The following is a 20,596-nucleotide window of genomic DNA, read 5'->3' as shown; positions in this document are numbered from 1 at the left end:
AAGGGCAAAGACCTTTGGAAACGAACGGGATTCCGTCCCGTGATCCGAACCCGAACCGACGGCGACGTGCGCGTCGTCACGCTCGACCGCCCCGAAGCGCGCAACGCGCTGCGCCCCGCCGACCTGACCGCCTTGCGCGAGGCCTTCGAACCGCCCGCGGCCGGCCCCCGGGCGCCGGTGACGTACCTCCGCGGCGCGGGCGACGCCTTCTGCGCCGGCGCCGACCTCGACGCGGTCGCGGCGCTCGACGACCCGGAAACGTTCGCGCGGCGGGGCCAGCGCGTGGCCGCCGCGATCGAGGACTCGCCGTCGGCCGTCGTCTGCGGGGTCGACGGTCCCGCCCGCGGCGGCGGCGTCGAACTGGCGCTGGCGGCGGACGTGCGCGTCGCGACGCCGCGGGCGACGTTCGCCGAGCCGGGGGTCTCCCTCGGTCTGTTCGGCGCGTGGGGCGGAACGGTGCGACTACCGCGGGTGATGGGCGAGGGGGAGGCGCTCGACGTCGCGCTCTCGGGACGGGTACTCGACGCAGAGGCCGCCCTCCGGACCGGGCTTGTCTCGCGCGTCGTCGACGACCCCAGATCGGTGGCCGACGAGATAGCGGCGGGCGAGGCCGACGCGCTGGCGGCGATCAAGCGCCGGCTCCGCGACCGTCGGGACGACGGGGCACAGGAGCGCGCGGAGGCCGCGGCGTTCGCCGACCTTCACGACGCCCACGCCGACGAGATCGCGCGACAGCGCGAGCGGTGAGGTGGCCGCCGCGGCGTCACCGCACCGTCCACGTCGCCCGGCAGTCTTGATCTCAAAGACTTAAGTGAGTCTCTAAACAAGAGATGAGTGCGAAGCACGCACCGGTAGTGTAGTGGTATCACGCAACCTTGCCATGGTTGCAACCCGAGTTCAAATCTCGGCCGGTGCACTTCCTGCGATCGTGCCCCGGCCTGACTCCCGCTCGCTTCATTTGCGGGAGTCCCGGCCGGTGTATTTTCTGAGCGAAGCGAGGAAATTACCGAGAGAGATTTGAATGCTATCAGTTGCGGTTCAACTCTCTTAGAACCGGCCGGCGCGGTTCACGTGCGAAAAACCGGAACGGGTCTCCGTCGAGGTTCCTACTGGTTCAGCACGCTCGACCACTGGCTGGTGTACGTCGCCTGGTTCGGCTCGAACGAGACGCGCTCGGTAATCGTCCCGTCGCGCTCCTCGAAGGCGTTCACGTACGACTCCTCCAGCGACTGGCCGTAGGCGTCGTTGAGGTACAGCGTCCCTGAACTCGCCGCGCCGACCGTGTCGCTGACGGCGAGGTCGGCCATCGCGGGCCCCTGAAGCAGGTCGGAGGGCGCGGTCCGGAAGATGTAGTCGTTGTCCTCCAGATCGGTCACGTTCGGGTCGGTCGAGGACGGCGAGATGCCGACGACGCCGTTCGGGATGAACACCTGGTCCGAGACCTGGAGGTTAACGTTCGACGACGCCGGGCCCACGACGGCGCCGTAGCCCGCGTTGACGATGGCGTTCGCGCCCGAGATACCGGCCTGCGGGTCCGTCTGCGTGTCCTCAACTCGGGTCTCGACGTCGACGTTGATCCCCGCGTCGTTGACCTGCGTCGCCGCGAGCAGGGCGCCGTCGCGGATCGGGACGCCGAGCGGACCAAGGTCACCCGTCTCCGGCATCAACACGCCGATTCGCGCGGTGAACGAGTCGACGCCGACCGGGTCCGCGGCGGTCGCGTTCCGGTCCTCCTCGGAGAGTTCGTTGCCGAACTCGACGGTGTCGAGGGTGACGAGTTCGCCGTCTTGGAAGTCGACGATGTCGTACGCGGCGGTGGCGATGTCGCCGTTGACGTCGAAGTTGACGCCCGAGGACGCGCCCACGTAGTGGACCGGATCGCCGGCGGCGACCGTCTCGACGGCCTCGGGGAGGTCCGCGGGGCCGAACTCGTCGCCGCCGGGATTAGCGACGGTCCGGACGCGGTCGCGGATCGCCTCGCCGCTGTTCTCGCCCGCGGCGGTCGCCGCGAGGATCTCGACCGCCATCGCGTCGTACGCCTGCGCCGTGAACACGCCCGGCTCCTCGCCGTACTCCTCCTGATACGACTCGGTGAAGAACTCCGCGCCGGGACCGCCGGCCGAGGGCGCGGTGCCGATGACGTTGTTCATGTCGTTGTCGACCTCGCCGGGCAGGTCGCTGTCGATCAGCCCGTCGGGGACGATGATGTCGAGGTCGGGCGCGCTGTCGGCGAAGTCCGAGTAGAAGTCGCGGAACAGCTGGATACCGGACTGCGGGAACCCGACGACCATCACGGCGTCCGGGACGTTGCTCTGGTCGCCGTCGGACCCGTCGGAGCCGTCGTCCCCGTCCATCCCGTCGCTGCCGTCGTCTCCGTCGGACCCGTCGCCGCCGTCGGACCCGTCGCCGCTCTCCGTCGAGCAGCCGGCGAGCCCCGCGATGCCGACCGCGCCGGCGCCCTTGAGTACGTCGCGTCGCTGGATTCTTCGCTTCATCCTGTGAGCGAATACCATGCGAGCCATTATAAGTGTATCCACGACCACAAATACCACACCCGCGAACTCCCCGGATTCAGACGGCTCCTCTCGCGGTCTGGGAGGCTTACGGTGCGTCTCGGGCCGGACCGGCGGCGACCGGAAACGCGGGTCGTTCCCGCTCGCTGATAGGTGGTCGGGGGCGCCTGACGGAACGCGAACGGGACGCCCCGTCGACCCGGGATCGGCCGCCGTGGCGACGGGGACTCGACCGCACCTCGCCGCCACCCGTCGGCTCAGTACCCCTGCGCGTTCCCGTCCTTCCGGGGTTCGGTGGCGGCCGAGAGGACCCCGTCGCGGTTGCGAGCGATCTGCGCGCCGCCGAACATGACCGGCGAGAGCGTCCGCACGTCGTGATCCTTCCGGACCAGTTTGGCTGCGGCGTCGTCGTCGAAGTGAGGTTCGAGCGCGAGTTCGCCGCCCTCGCGGTAGCGCCACCGCGGCTCGTCGAGCGCGCGCTGGAGGGGCATATCGTAGTCGACCAGATTCGAGATCACCTGGACGTGGCCCTGCGGCTGCATGTACCCGCCCATCACGCCGAACGCCGCCCAGTCGTCCTCGTCGAACCGGACCACGCCAGGGATGAGGGTGTGGAAGGGGCGCTTGCCTGGTTCGAGGCTGTTCGGGTGGTCCGGGTCGAGCGAGAACGAGGCCCCGCGGTTCTGGAGGGCGATGCCGGTGTCGCCCGCGACGAGCCCGGAGCCGAAGCCGGCGAACCGCGAGTTGATGTAGGAGACGACGTTCCCGGCGTCGTCGGCGACCGTGAGCAGCACGGTGTCGGCGTCCTCCGCGTTCGCGTTCGGCACCCCGAAGGAGACGTCGTGCGAGGCGGTCTCGCCGACGCGGGCGGCGCGCTCGGCGGCCCAGTCGGCCGACGCGAGCGGGGGGATCTCCTCGTACTCCGGGTCGGTGATGTAGCGGTGGCCGTCGTGGAAGGCTCGCTTCAATGCCTCGGCGAAGTAGTGGATGCGCTCGGGAGAGTCGTAGTCGTGCTCGCCCGCGCCCAGTTCGGCGGCGACGTTGAGCGCCTCCAGCGCGATGAGCCCCTGATTGTTCGGCGGTAGCTCGTACACCTCGGCGCCGTTGTACGTCGTCGACATCGGCTCCGGCCACTCGACCTCGAACTCGGCGAGGTCGTCGACGGTCATGAACCCGCCCTGCGACTGGACCTCGTCGGCGATCGCCTCGGCGATCTCGCCCTCGTAGACGGCGTCCGCGCCCTCCTCTGCGATCGTCTCCATCGACTCGCCGAGCCGCGGGAGCGTCACCGTCTGGCCGACGGCCGGCGGCTCGCCGTCGAACAGGAACGCCTCGCGGGCATGGTCGTCGGTGAACAGCGCGTCGGCGCTCGCCCAGTAGGAGGCGATCACCTCGGACACCGGGTACCCCTCGGTCGCGTACCGGATCGCCGGTGCGAGCGCGTCGGCGAGCGTGAGCCGACCCAGCTTCTCAACGGTCGCCTCCCAGCCGCGGGCCGTCCCCGGGACGGTGACCGCGTGCGGCCCGTAGAACGGCATCTCGGCCTCGCCGGCGTCGTCGACCGCGTAGCCGCCGTCGTCCGGGTAGTAGGAGTCGGCGTCGTCGTCCTCGGCGAGCGCCGCCCGCACACTTTCGATCGTCGCGTCGGCGGGCGCGCCGCCGCAGGAGCGCATCGCGCCGACCTCGCCGTCGGCGGTCCGGTACAGCGCGAACACGTCGCCGCCGAGCCCGGTTGAGGTCGGCTCGACGACGTTGAGCGCGGCGGCGGTCGCGACCGCCGCGTCGAACGCGTTGCCCCCCTCGCGTAACACCTCGATCCCCGCCTGGCTCGCGAGCGGCTGGCTTGTCGCCACCACGCCGCGCTCGCCGTACACGGTCGACCGCCGCGAGGTGAATCGGTCTAAGTCCGGATCCATACTCTCGATCCGGTCGCCCGGCACATAAACATCGATCCGGATCTATCCGGTCTGTTCGCTCCCGACCGAACGATCTGCCACCGGAAGGCGGGGCTCGGTCGCGCTTCGCCAGACAATAGTGAACGATCATGTTAATACGTCCAATTGTCACCGAATCGGTCAATTACTGTACGGATGACGACCTGATGTACTGAATAGAATAGTTTTTAACGACCGACGTGTACGTGTTGGTATGTCTCACTCTGACAACGGACAGACAAAATCGGCAGCGACTCGCCGACGGGTTCTCGCCGCAATGGGCGGTGCGAGCGTCGTCGGCCTCGCAGGTTGTGTCGGCGGCGACGGCGGCGACGGGTCCGACGGCGGCGACGGCACGAACGAGTTCGTCGCGTCGGCGGCTGCGAACCCGGGCACGTTCGACCCGACGATCATCACGGACGCGACCTCCAACTCCGTCGTCGGCACCATGGCCTACGAGCGGTTGGTCGCGCTGACGTTCGACTACTCCGAGTTCCGGGGCGAACTCGCCTCCAGCTACGAGCAGGTCGACGACACCACGTTCCGGTTCCAGCTCCGCGAGGGGGTCACGTTCCATAACGGCGACGAGTTCACCGCCGAGGACGTTCAGTTCTCCATCAACCGGACGAGCGGCACGACGAACGACGCCGATGTCTCCTTCATCGAGAACGTCGAGATACTCGGCGACTACGAGGTCGAAATCACCTCGACCGACCCGCACGCGCCGTTCTTGAACGACCTCGCCGCGGTCCCGATCCTCACGAGCAAGACCGACGCGATCAGCGAAAGCCCGGAACAGGACGACCACTCGTTCACCGAGCAGACCCTCGGTACCGGACCGTGGGAGCTGGAGGAGTTCTCGGCCGAGGACCGAGCCGTCCTCGTCCCCTACGACGACTACTGGTACGACGGCGACGACTACCCCGGCACGGCGCCGTGGGACCGGGTCACGATCCGGGTCATCCCAGAGCAGGTCTCGCAGGAGGAGGCGATGGCCGCCGGCGAGCTCGACATGATCGACAACGCGGCGCCCTTCGAGCTCGACCAGTGGGAGAACCAGACCGGCGAGGTCGTCACCGGCAGCGCCGTCGGGTTCGACTTCATCACCTATCCGGTCAACCAGAGCCCGTTCACCAACGAGAAGCTCCGCCGCGGGATGACCCGGTTACTCCCGAAGTCCGACGTCATCGAGGCCGTCTTCGGCGGCTATGCGACGGAGCTCGCCGGCCCGATCAGCCCCGGTCTCGGAGCGTTCTGGGACCCCGAGCACGAGCAGAACCTCCTCGACGAGTACGTCGGCCAGGACGAGGAGGAGGGCCTCCGGCTCATCGGCGAGGCGTTCGAGGAGGAGGGCATCGAGGCGCCGTTCGACGTCTCCTTCATCACCAACGTCAACCGGACCCGCGAGCGGTGGATGGAGATCATCCAGCAGACGATGGACGAGACCGAGTACTTCAACGCGGAGCTCGACGTCCGCGCCTTCGACGACCTCGTCCCGTTCCTGCTCGACCCCGAGGGCGCCGCGGCCAGCACCGACGTCGTCGGCATCGGCTGGACGGGCGGCTCCGACCCGGACGGCCACATCAACCAGCTGCTCCACTCCAGCCAGCACGTCCCCGACGGATTCAACTGGAACCTCTACGAGAACGAGGAGATGGACTCGCTGATCACCGAGGGGCAGACGACCCTCGGCGCCGAGGAGCGACTCCCGATCTACCAGGACATCCAAGAGCTCGTCGCGCAGGAGGTCCCGATGGCGAACATGTGGACCGGCGACGTGATCGACGTGCTCAACCCGGCCAACGTCGAGTCTGTCGACCAGTGGAGCCCGCACCCGAACGCGAGCAACCGGTACAACACGCTGTACAAGCCGCACCTCGACGAGATCGTGTACCCGGCGGAGTAACGGTCTCAAACATCCGATAGCGCCCTCAATTCACCCCGATGAGTCTCCAACGATTTGTCATTAAACGCAGCCTGATAACCATCCCGCTGCTGCTCGGGATATCCCTGCTCACCTTCGGGATGGTCCACGCCATTCCCGGCGACCCGATCGACTTCATCACGCTGTTCACGGAGCTCGATCCGCAGACGGAGATGGAGATCCGGGCCGAGTACGGCCTCGACCAGCCGGTGTACATCCAGTACATCGACTGGGTCACCAGCGCGGCGACCGGCGACTTCGGCCGGTCGATCATCACCCGCGACCCGGTGATAAACGAGATCATGGAGCGGCTCCCGTACACGCTCGTGATGGGGATCATGGCGTTCGGCGTCACGCTCGCCACGGCGATCCCGACCGGCGTGATCGCGGCGTACTACCGCAACACCAAGATCGATCAGGCCAGCCGCGTGTTCGCGCTGCTCGGGATCGCGATCCCGAACTTCCTGCTCGGCCTGCTGCTGCTCTTGATCTTCGCGAGCTGGCTCGACCTGTTCCCCATCCTGCCGCCCACCAGTAAGGGGATCCTCAGCTACGACATGCTGGTGTACACCCTGTTGCCGGCGATCACCATCGGGACCGGTTCCACGGCTCTGCTGATGCGACTGATGCGGTCCTCGATGGTGGAGGAACTCGACAAAGACTACGTCCGGACGGCGCGCGCGAAGGGGCTCCCGGAGCGGACGGTCGTCCGGAAACACGTCCTGCGGAACTCGCTGATCTCCGTCGTCACCGTGGCGGCGATCCAGGTCGCGTTCATCATCAGCGGCTCCGTCGTCGTCGAGATCGTCTTCTCGTATCCGGGTATCGGACGGCTGCTCGTCGATCGGGTGGGTAACCGCGACTTCCCGGTCATCCAGGCGATCGTCCTCCTGATCGGCGTCGCCGTGATACTCGCGAACTTCGTCGCCGACGTGCTCTACGCGTACCTCGATCCCAGAATCCGATACTAGATAATGTCAAGCGAAACCTCACAGCGGACGACGGAACGCGGACGAATACGGGTCTCCGGCTTCGACGTCGAGCGCGTCGACTCCCGGGACCCGCTCTCCTCGTGGCAGCCCGACCTCCAGTCGGAGGAGGGGCGCGGTCGCCTCGAGTACGCGTGGATGCGGTTCAAACGGAACCGCCTCGCGCTGTTCGGTGCGGCCACAATCGTCTTCATGGTGCTGCTCGCGGTGTTCTCCCGTCCGATCCAGCTCCCGACTAGCTTCCCGGTGCTGGCCGGAGAGACGGTCCAGCCGTTCTCGCTCGCGCCGGCCGACCCCGCGAACCAAGACGTGATCACCGGGTACCGGGAGCCCACCCTGGAGAACCTCCTCACTTGGCCGCCCACCGGACTCTACCTGTTCGGCGCCGACTGGGCCGGCCGCGACATCCTCTCGCGGGTGATGTACGGCGGGCGCTGGAGCCTCTCGATCGGCTTCATCGCCGTCGCCATGGCCCTCCTCGTCGGGATCCCGCTCGGCTCGATCGCGGGGTACTACGGCGGCAAGATCGACGAGATCATCATGCGCCTCGTCGACCTGCTGTACGCGTTCCCGTTCATCGTGCTCGCGATCGCGGTCATCGCCGTCCTCGGTCGCGGCTACTGGGAGATGATCCTCGCCCTGGTCGTCGTCGGGTGGCTCCCGTACGCCCGCATCATCCGCGGCGAGATCCTGAGCGTGAAGGAGAACGAGTACGTCACCGCGGCGAAGGCGCTCGGCTCCCGCGACCGCTCGATCATCGCGCGGCACATCCTCCCGAACGCCATGGCGCCGGTGATCGTTCAGGCGACGCTCAGCATCGGCACCACGGTGCTCGTCGCCGCGGCGCTCGGGTTCATCGGGCTCGGCCTGTCCCCGGCGAGCGCGGAGTGGGGCGTCATGCTCAACGTCGAGCAGGACGCGATCGCCCGCGGCCGCTGGTGGGCCGGGCTGTTCCCGGGCCTCGCCATCTTCGTCTTCGTGATGGCGATCAACCTCGTCGGCGACGGCGTCCGCGACGCGTTCGACCCGCAGGGCGACCAGACCGACACCGACACCGGGGGGCTCCGCTGATGGCGATGCTCGAAGTCGAGGACCTCAACGTGCGGTTCTACACCGACGACGGGGTCGTCAAGGCGACGAACGACCTCTCGTACCGGATCGAGGCCGGCGAGCGGTTCGGCGTCGTCGGCGAGAGCGGGGCCGGGAAGAGCGTCACGAGCCTCGCGCTGATGCGCCTCATCGACGAGCCGGGCGTCATCGAGAGCGGCGAGATCCGGTTCAAGGGCCAGAACATCTTGGAGATGGATGAAGAGGAGATGCGCGAACTCCGCGGCAACGAGATCGCGATGATCTTCCAGGACGCCGGGACCGCGCTGAACCCGTCGTACACGGTGGGCGAGCAGATCTCGGAGGCGATCCGGTACCACATCGGGCTCGACGAGGAAGCGGCGCGCGAGCGCGCCATCGAGACGCTGGAGTCGGTCGGGATCCCCTCGGCCGCCGAGCGGTACAGCGACTACCCGCACGAGTTCTCCGGCGGGATGCAACAGCGCGTCGTGATCGCGATCGCGCTGTCGTGCGACCCCGACCTGATCATCGCCGACGAGCCGACCACCGCGCTCGACGTCACCATCGAGGCGCAGATCCTCGAACTGCTGGAGGAGGTCGCGACCGAGTTCGACACCGCCATCCAGCTCATCACCCACGACCTCGGCGTCGTCGCCGAGTTCTGTGACCGGGTCATGGTGATGTACGCCGGCCACCCGGTGGAGATGGCGCCGGTCGAGGACGTGTACTACGACCCGCAACACCCGTACACCGTCGGGCTGATGAGCTCCATCCCGCGTATCGGCGACGAGCGCGACCGGCTCCAGACGATCCCGGGCCGGATGCCGGACCTGATCGAGATGCCGCCGGGCTGTAACTTCCACCCCCGGTGTCCGTACGCCGAGGAGTCGTGTACCCGCATGGAGCCCCAGCTCGTCGACGTCGAGACGGGAGAGCCCGCGGACCCGATCAACAGCGACGCGCAGAGCGCCGCGTGTCTCGCACACACCGGCGAACTCACCGGCGAACTCGACTACGAGGTGACCGTCCGCGGCGAGGACGACCCGGTCGGGTCGGGCGACGCGGCGAGCTCAGCGGGGGTGAGCGACCGATGAGCGGCTCCGAGCCGCTCCTCCGCGTCGAGGGGCTCGAGAAGTACTACGAGTCCGAGAGCGACTTCATCGACCGGCTCCTCGGCCGACAAAAGAAGGTGAAGGCGGTCGACGGGGTCTCCTTCGAGATCGAAGCGGGAGAGACGCTGGGGCTGGTCGGCGAGAGCGGCTGCGGGAAGAGCAGCATCGGCCGGTCGATCCTCCAGCTCCGCGAGCCGACCGCCGGCTCCGTGTACTTCAAGGGCGAGGACATCACGACGTTCTCCGACAGGGAGCTCCGGGATCTGCGAAAAGAGATGCAGATAATCTTCCAGAACCCGCAGTCGAGCCTCAACCCGCGGCTGACGGTGAACGACATCATCGGAGAGGCGCTCGACATCCACGGGATCGAGGGGGGTGTCTCCCGCGACGCCCGGATCAAGGAACTGCTCGACCGCGTCGGGCTCAACGCGAGCCACGCCAACCGGTACCCGCACGAGTTCTCCGGCGGACAGCTCCAGCGGATCGGGATCGCCCGCGCGCTCGCCGTGGACCCCGACTTCATCGTCTGCGACGAGCCCGTCTCGGCGCTCGACGTGTCGGTTCAGGCCCAGATCCTCAACCTGTTGGAGGACCTCCAAGACGAGCTTGGGATCGCGTACCTGTTCATCGCGCACGACCTCTCCGTCGTCGAGCACATCGCCGACGAGATCGCCGTCATGTACCTCGGCAAGATGGCTGAGATCGGCACGCCAGAGGAGCTGTTCGCGCCGCCGCAACACCCGTACACCGAGGCGCTGCTGTCGGCGATCCCGGAGCCGGACCCGCTGTGGGAGGGCGACCGGATCCTGCTGGAGGGGTCGGTTCCCTCCCCGATCGATCCCCCGTCCGGCTGTAAGTTCCACACGCGGTGTCCCCGCGTCATCCCGCCCTCGGACTACGAGTTCGAGCAGGCGGAGTGGCGCGCGGTCATGTCGCTCCGCCACCGCGCCCGCGAGGAGGACATCGCCGTCGAGACGTTCGACGCCGGCGAGAGCGCGCTGATGGAGGCGCTCCGCGAGGAGCTCGACCTCCCATCGACGCTGTCGGACCCGGAGGCAGAGGAAGTGGTCCAAGAGGCGCTCCGGCTAGTCGCCGACGAGGAGTTCGAGCACGCCGAGCGGGTGCTCGACGAGACGTTCGACACGCCCTGCTCGACGGACGAACCGGTGCTCCGCCAGACCGACGCGGGGCGCGTCGCGTGTCACCTCTTCGACCCGGCTTACGAAGCCGGGCCGACCGAGGGGGCGGCGCCCGACGACGGTACCGCCCCCGGCTCGGCCGCGAGCGGCGACGACTGACCCCGGTCCGTCGTCCCTCCCGCCCGGGAGCGGCCCCGACGACACGCTTATTCCTCCCGGCGGGAACCTCCACGCATGCCTCGCTCACGTCGGCGGGACGGCGTCGACCGCTCCGACGACGACCCGTTCCGGCCGAATGAGTCCGTCGAACGCCACCGCCCTCGGGCCGCCAAGACGCTCCCGGCGGCGACGCTCGCACGGTGGCTGCTCCCGGCGCGGCTTCACCGCTGGGCCGTCTCCGTCAGCGTCGACACGCCGGCGACCGTGTACGAAGCGGGCGAGCCGATCCCGGTGGCGATCGAGCTCCGGAACCCGCTTCCGGTCCCGGTAACCGTTCGGACGCGGTCCCCGGTCCCGTGGACGTGGCACGTCGACGGGCACCGCGACGCGTCACAGGTGTCCGAACCGCTCCCGGAGTCGGAAGCGCGGTTCACGCTCGACCGCGGGGAGCGGCGACGGTTCACCCGGCGGTGGCAGCAGAGCTTCCAGGTCTCGGAGACGGAGTGGCGGCCCGCCGACCGCGGGGAACACACGATCGGCGCCGGGCTCGCCGTGGACGACCCCGCCGGAAAAGGCGTCTACGACGAGACGACCGTCCGGATCGAGTGACCCGCGTCCGGGGCGCCGCAGGGCCTCACTCGTCGTCGCTCGGGATGTCGATCTCTTCCTGATGGTAACGCTCGGTCGCGAGCTCCGCGACCGCCCGGAGCGCCTCGGTGAGATCGTCCGATTCGTCGAGCGCGTATCGGTCGGGGTCGCGCCCCTCGGTCCGATCGATCTCCAGGATTCCGAACCGTTCGAGTCCGTCGAGCGCCTCGTGGACGACAGTCCGGTCGACGCCCGCGCCCTCGGCGATCCGATCGACCGGCAGCGGCTCGGACGCGTAAAATAGCGCCGCGACGACCCGCGCCCGCACTCGGTTCGTGAACAGGAGCGCGAGCCCGTTCTCCGCCACGAGCCGCGTGTACTCGTCGGTCGATTGCTCGTCCATACCCGCCGTTCACGAGCGAGCGGCATGACGGCTTCGGAACGGGCGAGTCCGCGGCGGCGCCCGCCGACCCCGCGTCACTCCTCGAACTCGGCGTAGTGACGCACAAGCCCGCACTCCGGACACATCACGGTCGTCAGCTCCTTGCGCTCGTTCATGCCGAGCTTCCCGAGGAGCCCTGACCGCTTCTCGCCGGTCCTGACGTGCGCGTTCCACGCGTCGCCCATGCTGAACTCGACCTCCTCCATCGTGACGCCACAGTCCGGACAGCGGTGGTCCATGGGGGTCGACTCGTGCGGCGACCTGAAAACGGTTCGTCCGCTCGGCGGCCGAGCGACGCTGTTCCCCGGGCGCCGAGCCACCCGGGTCGAGTGATCAGACTCTTTCGACGCCGGGGCGATCGGGCCGTAGGGATGACTCGCCGGGCCGACCTCGATCGCTTCTACGACCTGCTCGACGACCTCGCGCGCCGGGTCGGCGGACCGCGGAAGCTCAAGGAGTGTACCGGGTACATGGACTGGCCCGACCGGGGCGTCTACTTCTTCCTCGCCCCGGGCGAAACGCGCGCTTCGACCGACCAGTCACGCGTCACCCGCGTGGGGACGCACGCGGTGTCCGCGGGGAGCAGCACGACCCTCTGGGACAGAGTAAACTACCCTACCCTACTCCCTCGGCGCTCCGCGCCTCGGTCCTTGAGGGTAGGGCTTTGATGTGGACTCCCGGCAATCAGTCGCCAGCAATAGGCTGGTGACTCTCACCGTTCAACGTCCCACCAGTCACACGCACGTCTACTGGTGCGTCTCCGCTCCCCGACTTGGGCGAGGAACGGAGTTTGTGTTGTCGCTTCCGAGCGTACCGCACGCCAATATTCTTTGCAGCGTTATAATCCGCGTTCAGTTCATACCCACACTTCTGGCACTCGAAGTGTTCGCCCTGGCGGTTGCCGTCGTGCGTGAACCCACAGTCCGTCCGAGAACAGCGTTGGGATGTATGGGTCGGCTCGACCTGCTCTACGGAGACGCCCTGTTCAGGGGCTTTGTAGGAGACGTATTCAAACAGGCGTCGGAACGCCCAGACGTGGTGCCACTTCGCGTGTGGAAGCCGCTCTCGAATGTCACTCAAGTCCTCGAATGCGATCACGTCGCAGTCGTGTTCGACGGCTTCCGAGACGAGTTCGTTGGCGATCGTGTGGATGTACTGTTTGCGCCAGGCTTCCTCTCGCTTCCCGAGGCGAAGCAGGGCCTTGTGTGCGGCCTGCGTGCCGCGTTGTTGCATCTCGCCACGTCGCTTCTCGAACTCACGACACCAGTGGTCGTAGTCGTCCCCCTGCCAAAACGTGCCGGTTGAGGACACAGCGAGGCTGTTGACGCCGAGGTCGATACCGAGGACCGTTTGGTCGGAGTGCCCGGTATCTTCCGAAACCTCATCGTCACCGTCTGTCCGCCGCGTCGAAATGTTGAGGTAGAACTCGTCAGTGGCCGCGTCGTACCGAAGCGTACTCTCACGGAACTCGTAGCTCTCGGAGAGTACGTACCGCTCGTAGGGCGTCGGACTGTCTGCCGGGAGAACGAACGACGGTTCGACTCGGCCCTCAACAGTTGCCAGCGACACCTTGTTCCGGTAGAAGGTCGCGCTCCGCGTGTCGTAGTCCATCGTTTCGGCGGTAAACGTCGGTTGAGAGACGCGCTGTCCCTTTTTCCACCGTTCGACACACGCTTTGACAGCTTCGACAGCGTGTTTGATAGCGGCTTGAACAAGTTGGGCCTGTAGGTCTGTCTCCTCTCGAAGTTCGGCGTAGAGCGCGTCACGAACCTCTCGCTTGTTGGTCTTACACTCGGCGTAGGAGGTGTCGGACCAACAGTAGTCGGCGGTTCGGTTCGCGCAGTACAGGTATTGCTCGGCGGTTCGATGGAGTGCGTCGCGTTGCTCGTCGGAAACGGCGAGTTTCACGACGGCGGTTCGACGCACGCCCATAGTTTCAGGGAGTACCCGATGGTACTTATATGGTCGGGAGTCAGTCGGTCGAGGTGTGGTGGTTGTGTCGTCCCATGTCGGTTTCCTCCCCGACCTACTCGCTCACTCCGTTCGCTCCTTGAGGTCGGGGGCTCCACCTCGAAAATGCTGAAACAGCACTACGGCACGGGCAGCGGAAGCTCAAACCATCCTCACGGCGGCGCTCACCGCGCGTCCGTATATCGCAAGCGCGTCGGTGAAGCGATCATCGAGAAGTACGGCCTCCGCGAGGACTACCCCGACTGGGACGAGCGGTGGTCGGGCGTCGACCGCGAGCGAGCAGCGGTCCGCGACGAGGAGTACGCCCTCGAACGGCGCGTGAGCGCGTTCGTCCGCGAACAGCCGTTCCTCTGGGTGCCCCTCGACGACGAACCCGGCGCGGATAGCGACCGGCGCGTTCTCGAACGGAACTCTATCGCCCTCCTGAGCAACTTCGATCGGGAGCCGGTCGATCCCCGGCGGACCGACTGGATCGGGCGACACAGCCGGAGCCGTGCGATCCGCGAGTCGGGACTCTGGAACGTGGATCACGCCGACGAACAGTACGACGGCGGCTTCCTCGGACTATTCGCGGACGCCGTCGACGACGCGACGCCGCCGTAGTCGGTCGTCAGGCTACTCCCGTCGTCATCGCGGCGCCGCACTCTCGGCGGCTGTGAGCGTGGTTCACTCGCGGTCGTCTCCAGTCGAACTGTACGGATGGAAAGGCTGGCCTCGGCACTCATAGGGCTCGTCGTCGCCGGGTGCCGAGTCCGGCTCGGAGCGGTGATTCGTCATCGGCCGCTCGTCGGTAGTCGCGCCGTTGAATAAAAGGATCCGGCCGCGCCGTCAGTGCGACGACCCGGCGTACTCGTTCCAGCGGTCGGTCCCGTTCGCGATCCGCCGGGTGTCCGACGGGTCGAACGTCCCCGCCGCCTGCGCGACAGCCTCCGCGGCGGTCGGAAGGTCGTCCGGAACGTCGGTTGCGGCCGAGTCAGCGGATGGACCCGATCGGTCGGTGGGCTGTTCGGTCGGCGTCGCCTCGCGCGTGCTCGGACCGCCGGGACCGGTCGTCGTCCCCGCCGTCGAGCGTGCGTCAGTCGTGTACTACGGGTGGCACGTCACAGGCAACGTGCGTATCCTTCATAATTGTTTATGTTAGTATGAGGATCGCCGCGGGGAGTAGTCGCGGCCGTCGGCGACTCAGCGATCGGCGATCAGTCTCGTCGAGCCAACGGTACGGTGATCGTCTCCTACCGGGCCGACGGTACGGTGATCGTCTCCTACCAGGCCGACCACGCGGCGAGCGTCTCGTCGCGGGCGTAGATCCGCTTGAGGTCCTTCGCGTAGGCGAGGTCGCCGGGGTGGTCGAGTTTCTCGTGGCGGTACTCGGGCGCGTCCTCACGGATGTGGAGCCCCTCGACGGTGAACTCCTCCTCGCCGAACTCCACCGTCTCGTCGACGGTGAACTCGTAGTCGCCGGGGACGTTCACGCGCAGCGACCGGGTCTGGTCCGCGTCCCCGTCCTTCGGGTGGAGCGTGACCGGGACCGCGACGTTGTCGACCGCGCGGGTCCACAGCGTCTCCACGTCCGTGATGTCCGCTTCCTCGACGCGGTTCTCGGGGCCGAGTTCGATCCCCGTGATCCGCACCTGCATCAGCGCCTCGTCGGTGTCGACGACGAACTCCTCGCCGGTGCCCACGTCGCCTTCGGCGGGCACGTCCATCGTCGTGGTGAACGAGTCGCCGTCCTGCGAGACGACGACCGTCACGGCGACGGTCTCGTCCTCGGGGATCTCGGTCTTGTGGGTGTGGTCGCACTCGGTACAGCGCACGGTGGCCTGCCCGCCCGGGCTGAGGACCTCGTGGACGGTCGGCTCGGCGGGCGAACACGACGGGCAGGGGAGCCCGACGCGCGCGCCGGCTTCGGTGTCAGTCATTGGGCGCTCGTACCCGCCGCGCCCGTAAATATCCGCCCCTGTGGGGGCGGTGTGGGTCGCGCTCGCGTGGCGCGCGGCGTCGCGCGGTAAGGAAACTGGTTTACCGGAGTCCGCGGAACGGTCGCCCATGATCGTACCCGGGTCCAGCTCGCAGCAGCTCGCGGCGGCGCTCGCCGCGGAGACGGGCCGGGCGCTCGCGACCCCGACCTACGACCGGTTCCCGGATGGGGAGGGGCTCGCCGCGGTGCCCGACTTCGACGCCGACGAGGCCGTGATCGTCGCCGCGACCGACTCCGACGAGGCGTGGGTCGAACTGCTCCAGCTCCAGGACGCCGTCCGCGAGGCCGGCGCGACGGACGTGACCACCGTTGTCCCCTATATGGGGTACGCCCGCCAGGACGACTCCTTCGGCGACGGAGAACCCGTCTCCGCCCGCGCGATGGCGAAGGCGATCTCGACCGGGACCGACCGCGTCCGCCTCGTCAACCCCCACGAGTCGACCGTCGCCGACTTCTTCGACGTCCCTGTCGAGGCGGTCGACGCGGCCGGCGTCCTCGCCGACCCGCTCCCCGCCGACCTCGACGACCCGCTCTTCCTCGCGCCCGACGAGGGCGCCACCGACGTGGCCGCGGCCGTCCGCGACGCGTACGGTGCCGGCGAGACGGACTACTTCGAGAAGCACCGCGACCGCGAGACCGGTGCCGTCGCGGTGTCGCCCTCCGACGCGAGCGTCGCCGACCGCGACGTGGTCGTCGTCGACGACATCATCGCGACCGGGTCGACGATGAGCGAGTCGGTCGCCGTCCTCACCGACCGCGGTGCGGCGCGGGTGCTGACCGCCTGCGTCCACCCGGTGCTCGCCGCCAACGCGGTGACGAAGCTCCGCGCCGCCGGCGTCGACCGGATCCTCGGCAGCGACACCGTCGAGCGCGGCTGTAGCGTCGTCAGCGTCGCGCCGGCGCTGGCCGACGCGCTGGACTGACGCCGCGTAACGGTCACTCGTCGTCGATTTCTCGGATCTCCTCGGCCGGGTTGCCGCCGACCACCGTCCGCGCCGGCACGTCGTCGACGACGACGGCTCCCGCGGCGACGACCGCGCCGTCCCCGATCTCGACCCCGGGCGTGATCACCGCCCGTCCCCCGATCCAGGCGTCGTCGCCGACGGTCACGGGGTCGCCGAACTCGCGGCCCACGGCGCGCTCCGCGGGGTCGATCGGGTGCGTCGCGGTGTACACGTGGACCCCCGGCCCGAGCAGGCAGTTCTCGCCGAACGCGACCGGCGCGACGTCTAGGACGACGCAGCCGTAGTTCGCGAAGAAGCCGTCGCCGACCCCGACGTTGTAGCCGTAGTCGCAGCGGAACGGCGGCACGACGGTCGCGTCGCCCTCGACGGCTCCGAACAGCTCGGAGAGCAGGCGGTCGCGGCGGTCGGCCTCCGTCGGCGCGGTGGCGTTGTACCGGCGGCAGCGGTCCCGCGCGCGCTTACGATCGGCGACCAGCTCGGGAGCCGAGGGGTCGTACGCCTCGCCGGCCAACATCCGTTCCTTCTCGCGTCCCATACGGCCTCCGGCGCAGCCACCGACAAAGGGCTGTCCGTCTCCGCGGAGTCGAGCGCGGCCGGCGTTCGGCGACCCTCCGGGTGGAGTTCAGACGATCTTCATCATCCGCGTCTCGAACTTCCCGACGCGGACGCGAACCCACCCCGCCAGTTCCTCGTCGAGGGCGGGATCGTCGGTGTCGACGCGGAGCGCGCGCACGTCGTCGAGCTTCGCGCGCGAGGCGACGATCCGGAGGTCGCAGCGCCGGATCACGGCCGGCGATACCTGCGGGTTGCCGCGGCCGAAGACGAACCCCTGCCCGCCGATCGGCGAGACGACGATCACGTTCTCCTCGCCGAGCGCGCCGAGGATCTCCGCCTCCGTGGCGTCCCGCACCACCACCTCGCCGTCGCGCCAGACGTCGACGCCGATCGGGGAGGGCTCGAAGCCGAGCTCGTCCTTGATCGCGCCGACGGTCGACCCCGGGCCGAGGACGAACGCGACGCCCTCGCCGTCGCGCTCGCGGATGTCGGCCGCGACCCCCTCCGCCAGCGACTCGACGGTCCCGCTCGCCGTCTGCTTGGAGGACTGGAGGTCGTCGGCGACCGGCACGTGCGCGACACCCCGCAGCTCCGGGTGGACCTCGCCCTCGCGGTAGGCGTCTTCGTCGATGTCCATCACCTCGCGGCGCTCGGTCCGCGAGAACGAGGCGGCGACCTCGGCGGCGTCCTCCGGCGACACCGCGAACACCGACGAGTACACCTTCACGCCGGCGGGGACGCCGAGCATCGGCACGTCGGTCCCCTCCAGCGCCGCCGCGACGTCTGCCGCGGTGCCGTCGCCGCCGACGAACAGGACGAGGTCGACGGGGTCGGCGGGGGCGGTCGCGTCGCCCCGAGCCCCGGTCCCTCCGCCTCCGTCGATCCCCGCGAACGCCCGGACGACCGCCGCGGTGTGCGCCGCGGTCGTCGCCGTCGACGCCGGCGGCTCGCCGTCGAACGGGTCGACGACGCGGGCCGGGTCGAAGCCCGCCCCGCGGACGACCGACTCGCCCATTGGGTCCGCGGCTACGGAGACGGCGGCGTCGGGTTCCACCGCGGCCAGTCGCTCCAGCATCCGCCGCGCCCGGTCCGGCGCCCGCGGCTCCGCGCCGCGCTCGACCGCCTCGGTCACCTTCCCGTCGGTCCCCTTCAGTCCGACGCGGCCGCCCATCCCGGCGACCGGGTTCACCGCGATCCCCACGTACATGACAAATAGTTCGCCGCGCCGGCCCCTTAAGCGAGACGCGTCCGGGTCGGAGCGCGCGGGCGCCCGGAACCGTCGGTCGGACCGGCACATAAAGGCCCTCAACACCGGGACACGGCACTCAACACGTGTCCGCTCGTAGTTGTCACCGCCGGTGGAACGAGCCCGCCATCGGTAACCTGCTCGTCTCATCGGGACTGGATCCCTCCCGCGGTAGCTGCCACACGCCCACGTCTCCCGGTCCCGTTTTCGTACCCCTGCTGCGGTGCTCGTCCGTCGGTCTGCCCCCTCTCGTCCGAGAATCAATACTTAAGACGCCCCCAGAACAACGCCGAGATATGATCCTCGAAGCCGCCGTGACGGAGCCGCTGCCGATCAGCGCGACCGCGGGCGCGATCCTGCTCGCGAGCCTCGCCCTCGTCGTCGTGTGGATCGCGTACCTCTACCGGTAGCCCCGCCTCGGCCGCCGACCGTCTGCCCTCCCTACACGCTCAGGCGGACCGCTCCTCGACCGCGTCGGTCCGCTCGCGGATCCACGCCGCCGCGCGCTCGGCCTCCGCCTCGCTTTCGGCCGTGATCTTCACGGTCACGACCTCGCCCGGATACGAGCCGACCCGCACGTCGAACCGCTCGCGCAGCGACGCGAACCGGTCGAGCAGCTCGCTCTCCGGCTCGTCGACGTCGACCGTGAGCACGTGGGTCGGCGTCCCCGCGAACTCGTCTTCGACCAGATCGAACATCGCTTTCATCTCGTCCGGGACTCCCGGAAGGACGTAGACGGACTCGACGACGGCGCCCGGCGCCACCCCGGCCTCGTTCGGCAGCGGTCGGCAGTCGGCCGGGAGGTGCGTCGTCTCGGCGGCGAGGTCGTCGCCGCTGTACCCGCGGTCGGCGAGCCACGCGGTCGCCTCCGCGTTCGCTTCGAGGCCGCGCCCGAACGCGGCCGCGACCGCCTCCATCGTCACGTCGTCGTGCGTCGGCCCGAGCCCGCCGGTGACAATCACCGCGTCGTACTCGGCGTGGTACTCGTTGACGACGCGCGCGATCTCGGCGACCTCGTCCGGGACGACGGTCACCCGCCGGACCGCGACGCCCCGGGCGTCGAGGCGGTCGCAGAGCCAGGTGGCGTTCGTGTTCTCGGTGTCGCCGACGAGGAGCTCGTCCCCGACGGTGACGACGGCGGCGTTCATACCAGTCTCAAGCGGCGCGTGGTAGAAAAGGACCGCGGCGCGGGCTGACGCCCCGACGACGGCGACCGGTCGCGCCCGTTAGAGCAGGCCGTCATCGTCGTCGTCGTCCTCGTAGACGCCCAGTCCGAGGTCGCGGCGGCGCTGGCGGAGCGCCTCCAGCTGTCGCCGGAAGTAGAGCGTCCCGGCGACCGCGGCGACCGCGCCGATGACGAGGATGACGCCGAACACCACGAGGTCGCCCTCGCGGTACGACTGGACGACGATCGAGCCGCTCGTCACCTCCTCCCAGACGATCCGGTCGCGGTCGCCGACCGTCTCGACCGCGTGATCGCGCGGCGACACGTGGCCGACGATCGGCACCTCCGTGCTGAACTGCGGCGGCAGCGTCACCGCGTACGACCCCTCGACGTACGCGCGCATGCTGAACCGTCGCGGGGACCCGGCACCGGCGAAGGCCGCCTTCCCGCCGCTCATGTCGTCGGCGAAGCGGATCCAGGTCTCGTCGGTCGTGCGCTCGATCTCGCCGCCGCGGGCGCGGAACTCGCTGCCCGTGATCACTTCCCCGTCGGGGTACTGGTAGCGGAACGCCTCGAACTCCAGCGGCTGGTCGCCGGCGTACGGCGTCTGCCGGTACAGCCGGATCTCCTCCCGGTCGTCGACCGCGTACACGACGGTGTACCTGGCGTCCGTGGTGAGGTTGAACGCGGCGTCGCGGTCCGTGTCGAAGTCGTACCCGTGCGGCGGCTCGGCGTCGAGCGTCTCGTTCGTCACCTCGCCGCCGCCGGTCGCGTAGCCGAGACAGCCGGCGCTGACCGCGAGGAGAGCGATCGCCGCCACCGCGAGCGCGAAGCGTCTGTTCACGTGT

Annotated in this window: 19 protein-coding genes, 1 tRNA gene and 1 pseudogene; 11 read left to right on the top strand and 10 right to left on the bottom strand. The window is 68.8% G+C overall.

From position 1 onward, the window contains the following. Positions 1-39: 39 nt before the first annotated feature. Both EO776_RS11515 and EO776_RS11510 read left to right on the top strand, forming a co-directional pair. The gene (locus tag EO776_RS11515) at positions 40-747 is read left to right on the top strand and encodes an enoyl-CoA hydratase/isomerase family protein (protein ID WP_089308175.1); all 708 of its coding nucleotides are present in this window, start codon (positions 40-42) and stop codon (positions 745-747) included. Between the two features lie 98 nt (positions 748-845). After that, positions 846-916 (top strand) — tRNA-Gly (locus EO776_RS11510). A 190-nt stretch (positions 917-1,106) separates the two neighbouring features. Here EO776_RS11510 and EO776_RS11505 read toward each other — a convergent pair. Further along, positions 1,107-2,495: an ABC transporter substrate-binding protein gene (locus EO776_RS11505; RefSeq protein ID WP_129452409.1), complete on the bottom strand. Its 1,389-nt coding sequence runs from the start codon at positions 2,493-2,495 to the stop codon at positions 1,107-1,109. 275 nt (positions 2,496-2,770) lie between these two features. Further along, on the bottom strand, positions 2,771-4,429 hold the full coding sequence (locus EO776_RS11500) for a gamma-glutamyltransferase family protein (RefSeq protein ID WP_094521071.1): 1,659 nt from the start codon (positions 4,427-4,429) through the stop codon (positions 2,771-2,773). Positions 4,430-4,724: 295 nt separating this feature from the next. On the opposite strand from EO776_RS11500, the gene EO776_RS11495 reads away from it, so the two are divergent. From EO776_RS11495 to EO776_RS11470, 6 genes are all read left to right on the top strand, one after another. Next, positions 4,725-6,353 (top strand): ABC transporter substrate-binding protein, encoded by a 1,629-nt coding sequence (locus EO776_RS11495; protein ID WP_086215606.1) that lies wholly within the window; start codon positions 4,725-4,727, stop codon positions 6,351-6,353. 38 nt (positions 6,354-6,391) lie between these two features. Next, the gene (locus tag EO776_RS11490) at positions 6,392-7,342 is read left to right on the top strand and encodes an ABC transporter permease (RefSeq protein ID WP_049931661.1); all 951 of its coding nucleotides are present in this window, start codon (positions 6,392-6,394) and stop codon (positions 7,340-7,342) included. 3 nt (positions 7,343-7,345) lie between these two features. Further along, the gene (locus tag EO776_RS11485; protein WP_049931660.1) at positions 7,346-8,431 is read left to right on the top strand and encodes an ABC transporter permease; all 1,086 of its coding nucleotides are present in this window, start codon (positions 7,346-7,348) and stop codon (positions 8,429-8,431) included. Next, entirely contained in the window at positions 8,431-9,522 is a 1,092-nt protein-coding gene (locus EO776_RS11480) for an ABC transporter ATP-binding protein (protein ID WP_049931659.1), read from the top strand. The genes EO776_RS11485 and EO776_RS11480 overlap by 1 nt, the downstream gene beginning before the upstream one ends. After that, positions 9,519-10,838 carry an ABC transporter ATP-binding protein gene (locus EO776_RS11475; protein ID WP_089308171.1) on the top strand — a complete coding sequence of 440 codons (1,320 nt, stop codon included), beginning with the start codon at positions 9,519-9,521 and terminating at the stop codon, positions 10,836-10,838. The genes EO776_RS11480 and EO776_RS11475 overlap by 4 nt, the downstream gene beginning before the upstream one ends. A gap of 75 nt (positions 10,839-10,913) precedes the next feature. Next, positions 10,914-11,447, top strand: coding sequence for a hypothetical protein (locus tag EO776_RS11470; RefSeq protein WP_049931658.1), 534 nt, complete (start codon positions 10,914-10,916; stop codon positions 11,445-11,447). A gap of 25 nt (positions 11,448-11,472) precedes the next feature. Here EO776_RS11470 and EO776_RS11465 read toward each other — a convergent pair whose 3' ends face one another. Further along, a complete protein-coding gene (locus EO776_RS11465) occupies positions 11,473-11,829 on the bottom strand; it encodes a helix-turn-helix domain-containing protein (RefSeq protein ID WP_049931657.1) in 357 nt (118 codons plus the stop codon). Between the two features lie 74 nt (positions 11,830-11,903). Further along, on the bottom strand, positions 11,904-12,107 hold the full coding sequence (locus tag EO776_RS11460; protein WP_049931656.1) for a hypothetical protein: 204 nt from the start codon (positions 12,105-12,107) through the stop codon (positions 11,904-11,906). A 132-nt stretch (positions 12,108-12,239) separates the two neighbouring features. Here EO776_RS11460 and EO776_RS19775 point away from each other — a divergent pair. After that, a pseudogene (locus EO776_RS19775) lies at positions 12,240-12,476 on the top strand (hypothetical protein); the annotation flags it as partial. Between the two features lie 76 nt (positions 12,477-12,552). Here the strand turns inward: EO776_RS19775 and EO776_RS11450 are convergent. Then, positions 12,553-13,800: an RNA-guided endonuclease InsQ/TnpB family protein gene (locus EO776_RS11450; protein WP_129452408.1), complete on the bottom strand. Its 1,248-nt coding sequence runs from the start codon at positions 13,798-13,800 to the stop codon at positions 12,553-12,555. Positions 13,801-13,944: 144 nt separating this feature from the next. On the opposite strand from EO776_RS11450, the gene EO776_RS19355 reads away from it, so the two are divergent. Continuing rightward, positions 13,945-14,442, top strand: a complete 498-nt coding sequence (locus tag EO776_RS19355; protein WP_241897909.1) for a hypothetical protein — start codon at positions 13,945-13,947, stop codon at positions 14,440-14,442. Between the two features lie 659 nt (positions 14,443-15,101). On the opposite strand, the gene EO776_RS11440 is transcribed toward EO776_RS19355, so the two are convergent. Beyond that, entirely contained in the window at positions 15,102-15,758 is a 657-nt protein-coding gene (locus EO776_RS11440; RefSeq protein WP_089308170.1) for an HVO_0476 family zinc finger protein, read from the bottom strand. A gap of 127 nt (positions 15,759-15,885) precedes the next feature. On the opposite strand from EO776_RS11440, the gene prs reads away from it, so the two are divergent. Continuing rightward, positions 15,886-16,740: a ribose-phosphate diphosphokinase gene (gene prs, locus EO776_RS11435; RefSeq protein WP_049931651.1), complete on the top strand. Its 855-nt coding sequence runs from the start codon at positions 15,886-15,888 to the stop codon at positions 16,738-16,740. Positions 16,741-16,753: 13 nt separating this feature from the next. Here prs and EO776_RS11430 read toward each other — a convergent pair whose 3' ends face one another. From EO776_RS11430 to EO776_RS11415, 4 genes are all read right to left on the bottom strand, one after another. Beyond that, positions 16,754-17,317, bottom strand: coding sequence for a maltose acetyltransferase domain-containing protein (locus tag EO776_RS11430; RefSeq protein WP_094521312.1), 564 nt, complete (start codon positions 17,315-17,317; stop codon positions 16,754-16,756). A gap of 87 nt (positions 17,318-17,404) precedes the next feature. After that, on the bottom strand, positions 17,405-18,544 hold the full coding sequence (locus EO776_RS11425; protein ID WP_094580544.1) for an ATP-NAD kinase family protein: 1,140 nt from the start codon (positions 18,542-18,544) through the stop codon (positions 17,405-17,407). A gap of 488 nt (positions 18,545-19,032) precedes the next feature. Further along, positions 19,033-19,731, bottom strand: a complete 699-nt coding sequence (locus tag EO776_RS11420; RefSeq protein ID WP_049931647.1) for a competence/damage-inducible protein A — start codon at positions 19,729-19,731, stop codon at positions 19,033-19,035. A 78-nt stretch (positions 19,732-19,809) separates the two neighbouring features. After that, positions 19,810-20,592 carry a DUF5803 family protein gene (locus EO776_RS11415; protein ID WP_086215454.1) on the bottom strand — a complete coding sequence of 261 codons (783 nt, stop codon included), beginning with the start codon at positions 20,590-20,592 and terminating at the stop codon, positions 19,810-19,812. Between the last annotated feature and the right edge of the window lie 4 nt (positions 20,593-20,596).

Source organism: Halorubrum ezzemoulense (assembly GCF_004126515.1).
Classification (GTDB): Archaea; Halobacteriota; Halobacteria; order Halobacteriales; family Haloferacaceae; genus Halorubrum; species Halorubrum ezzemoulense.
Note: the sequence above shows the minus strand (reverse complement) of the source record. Positions and strands in the feature narration are given on the sequence as shown.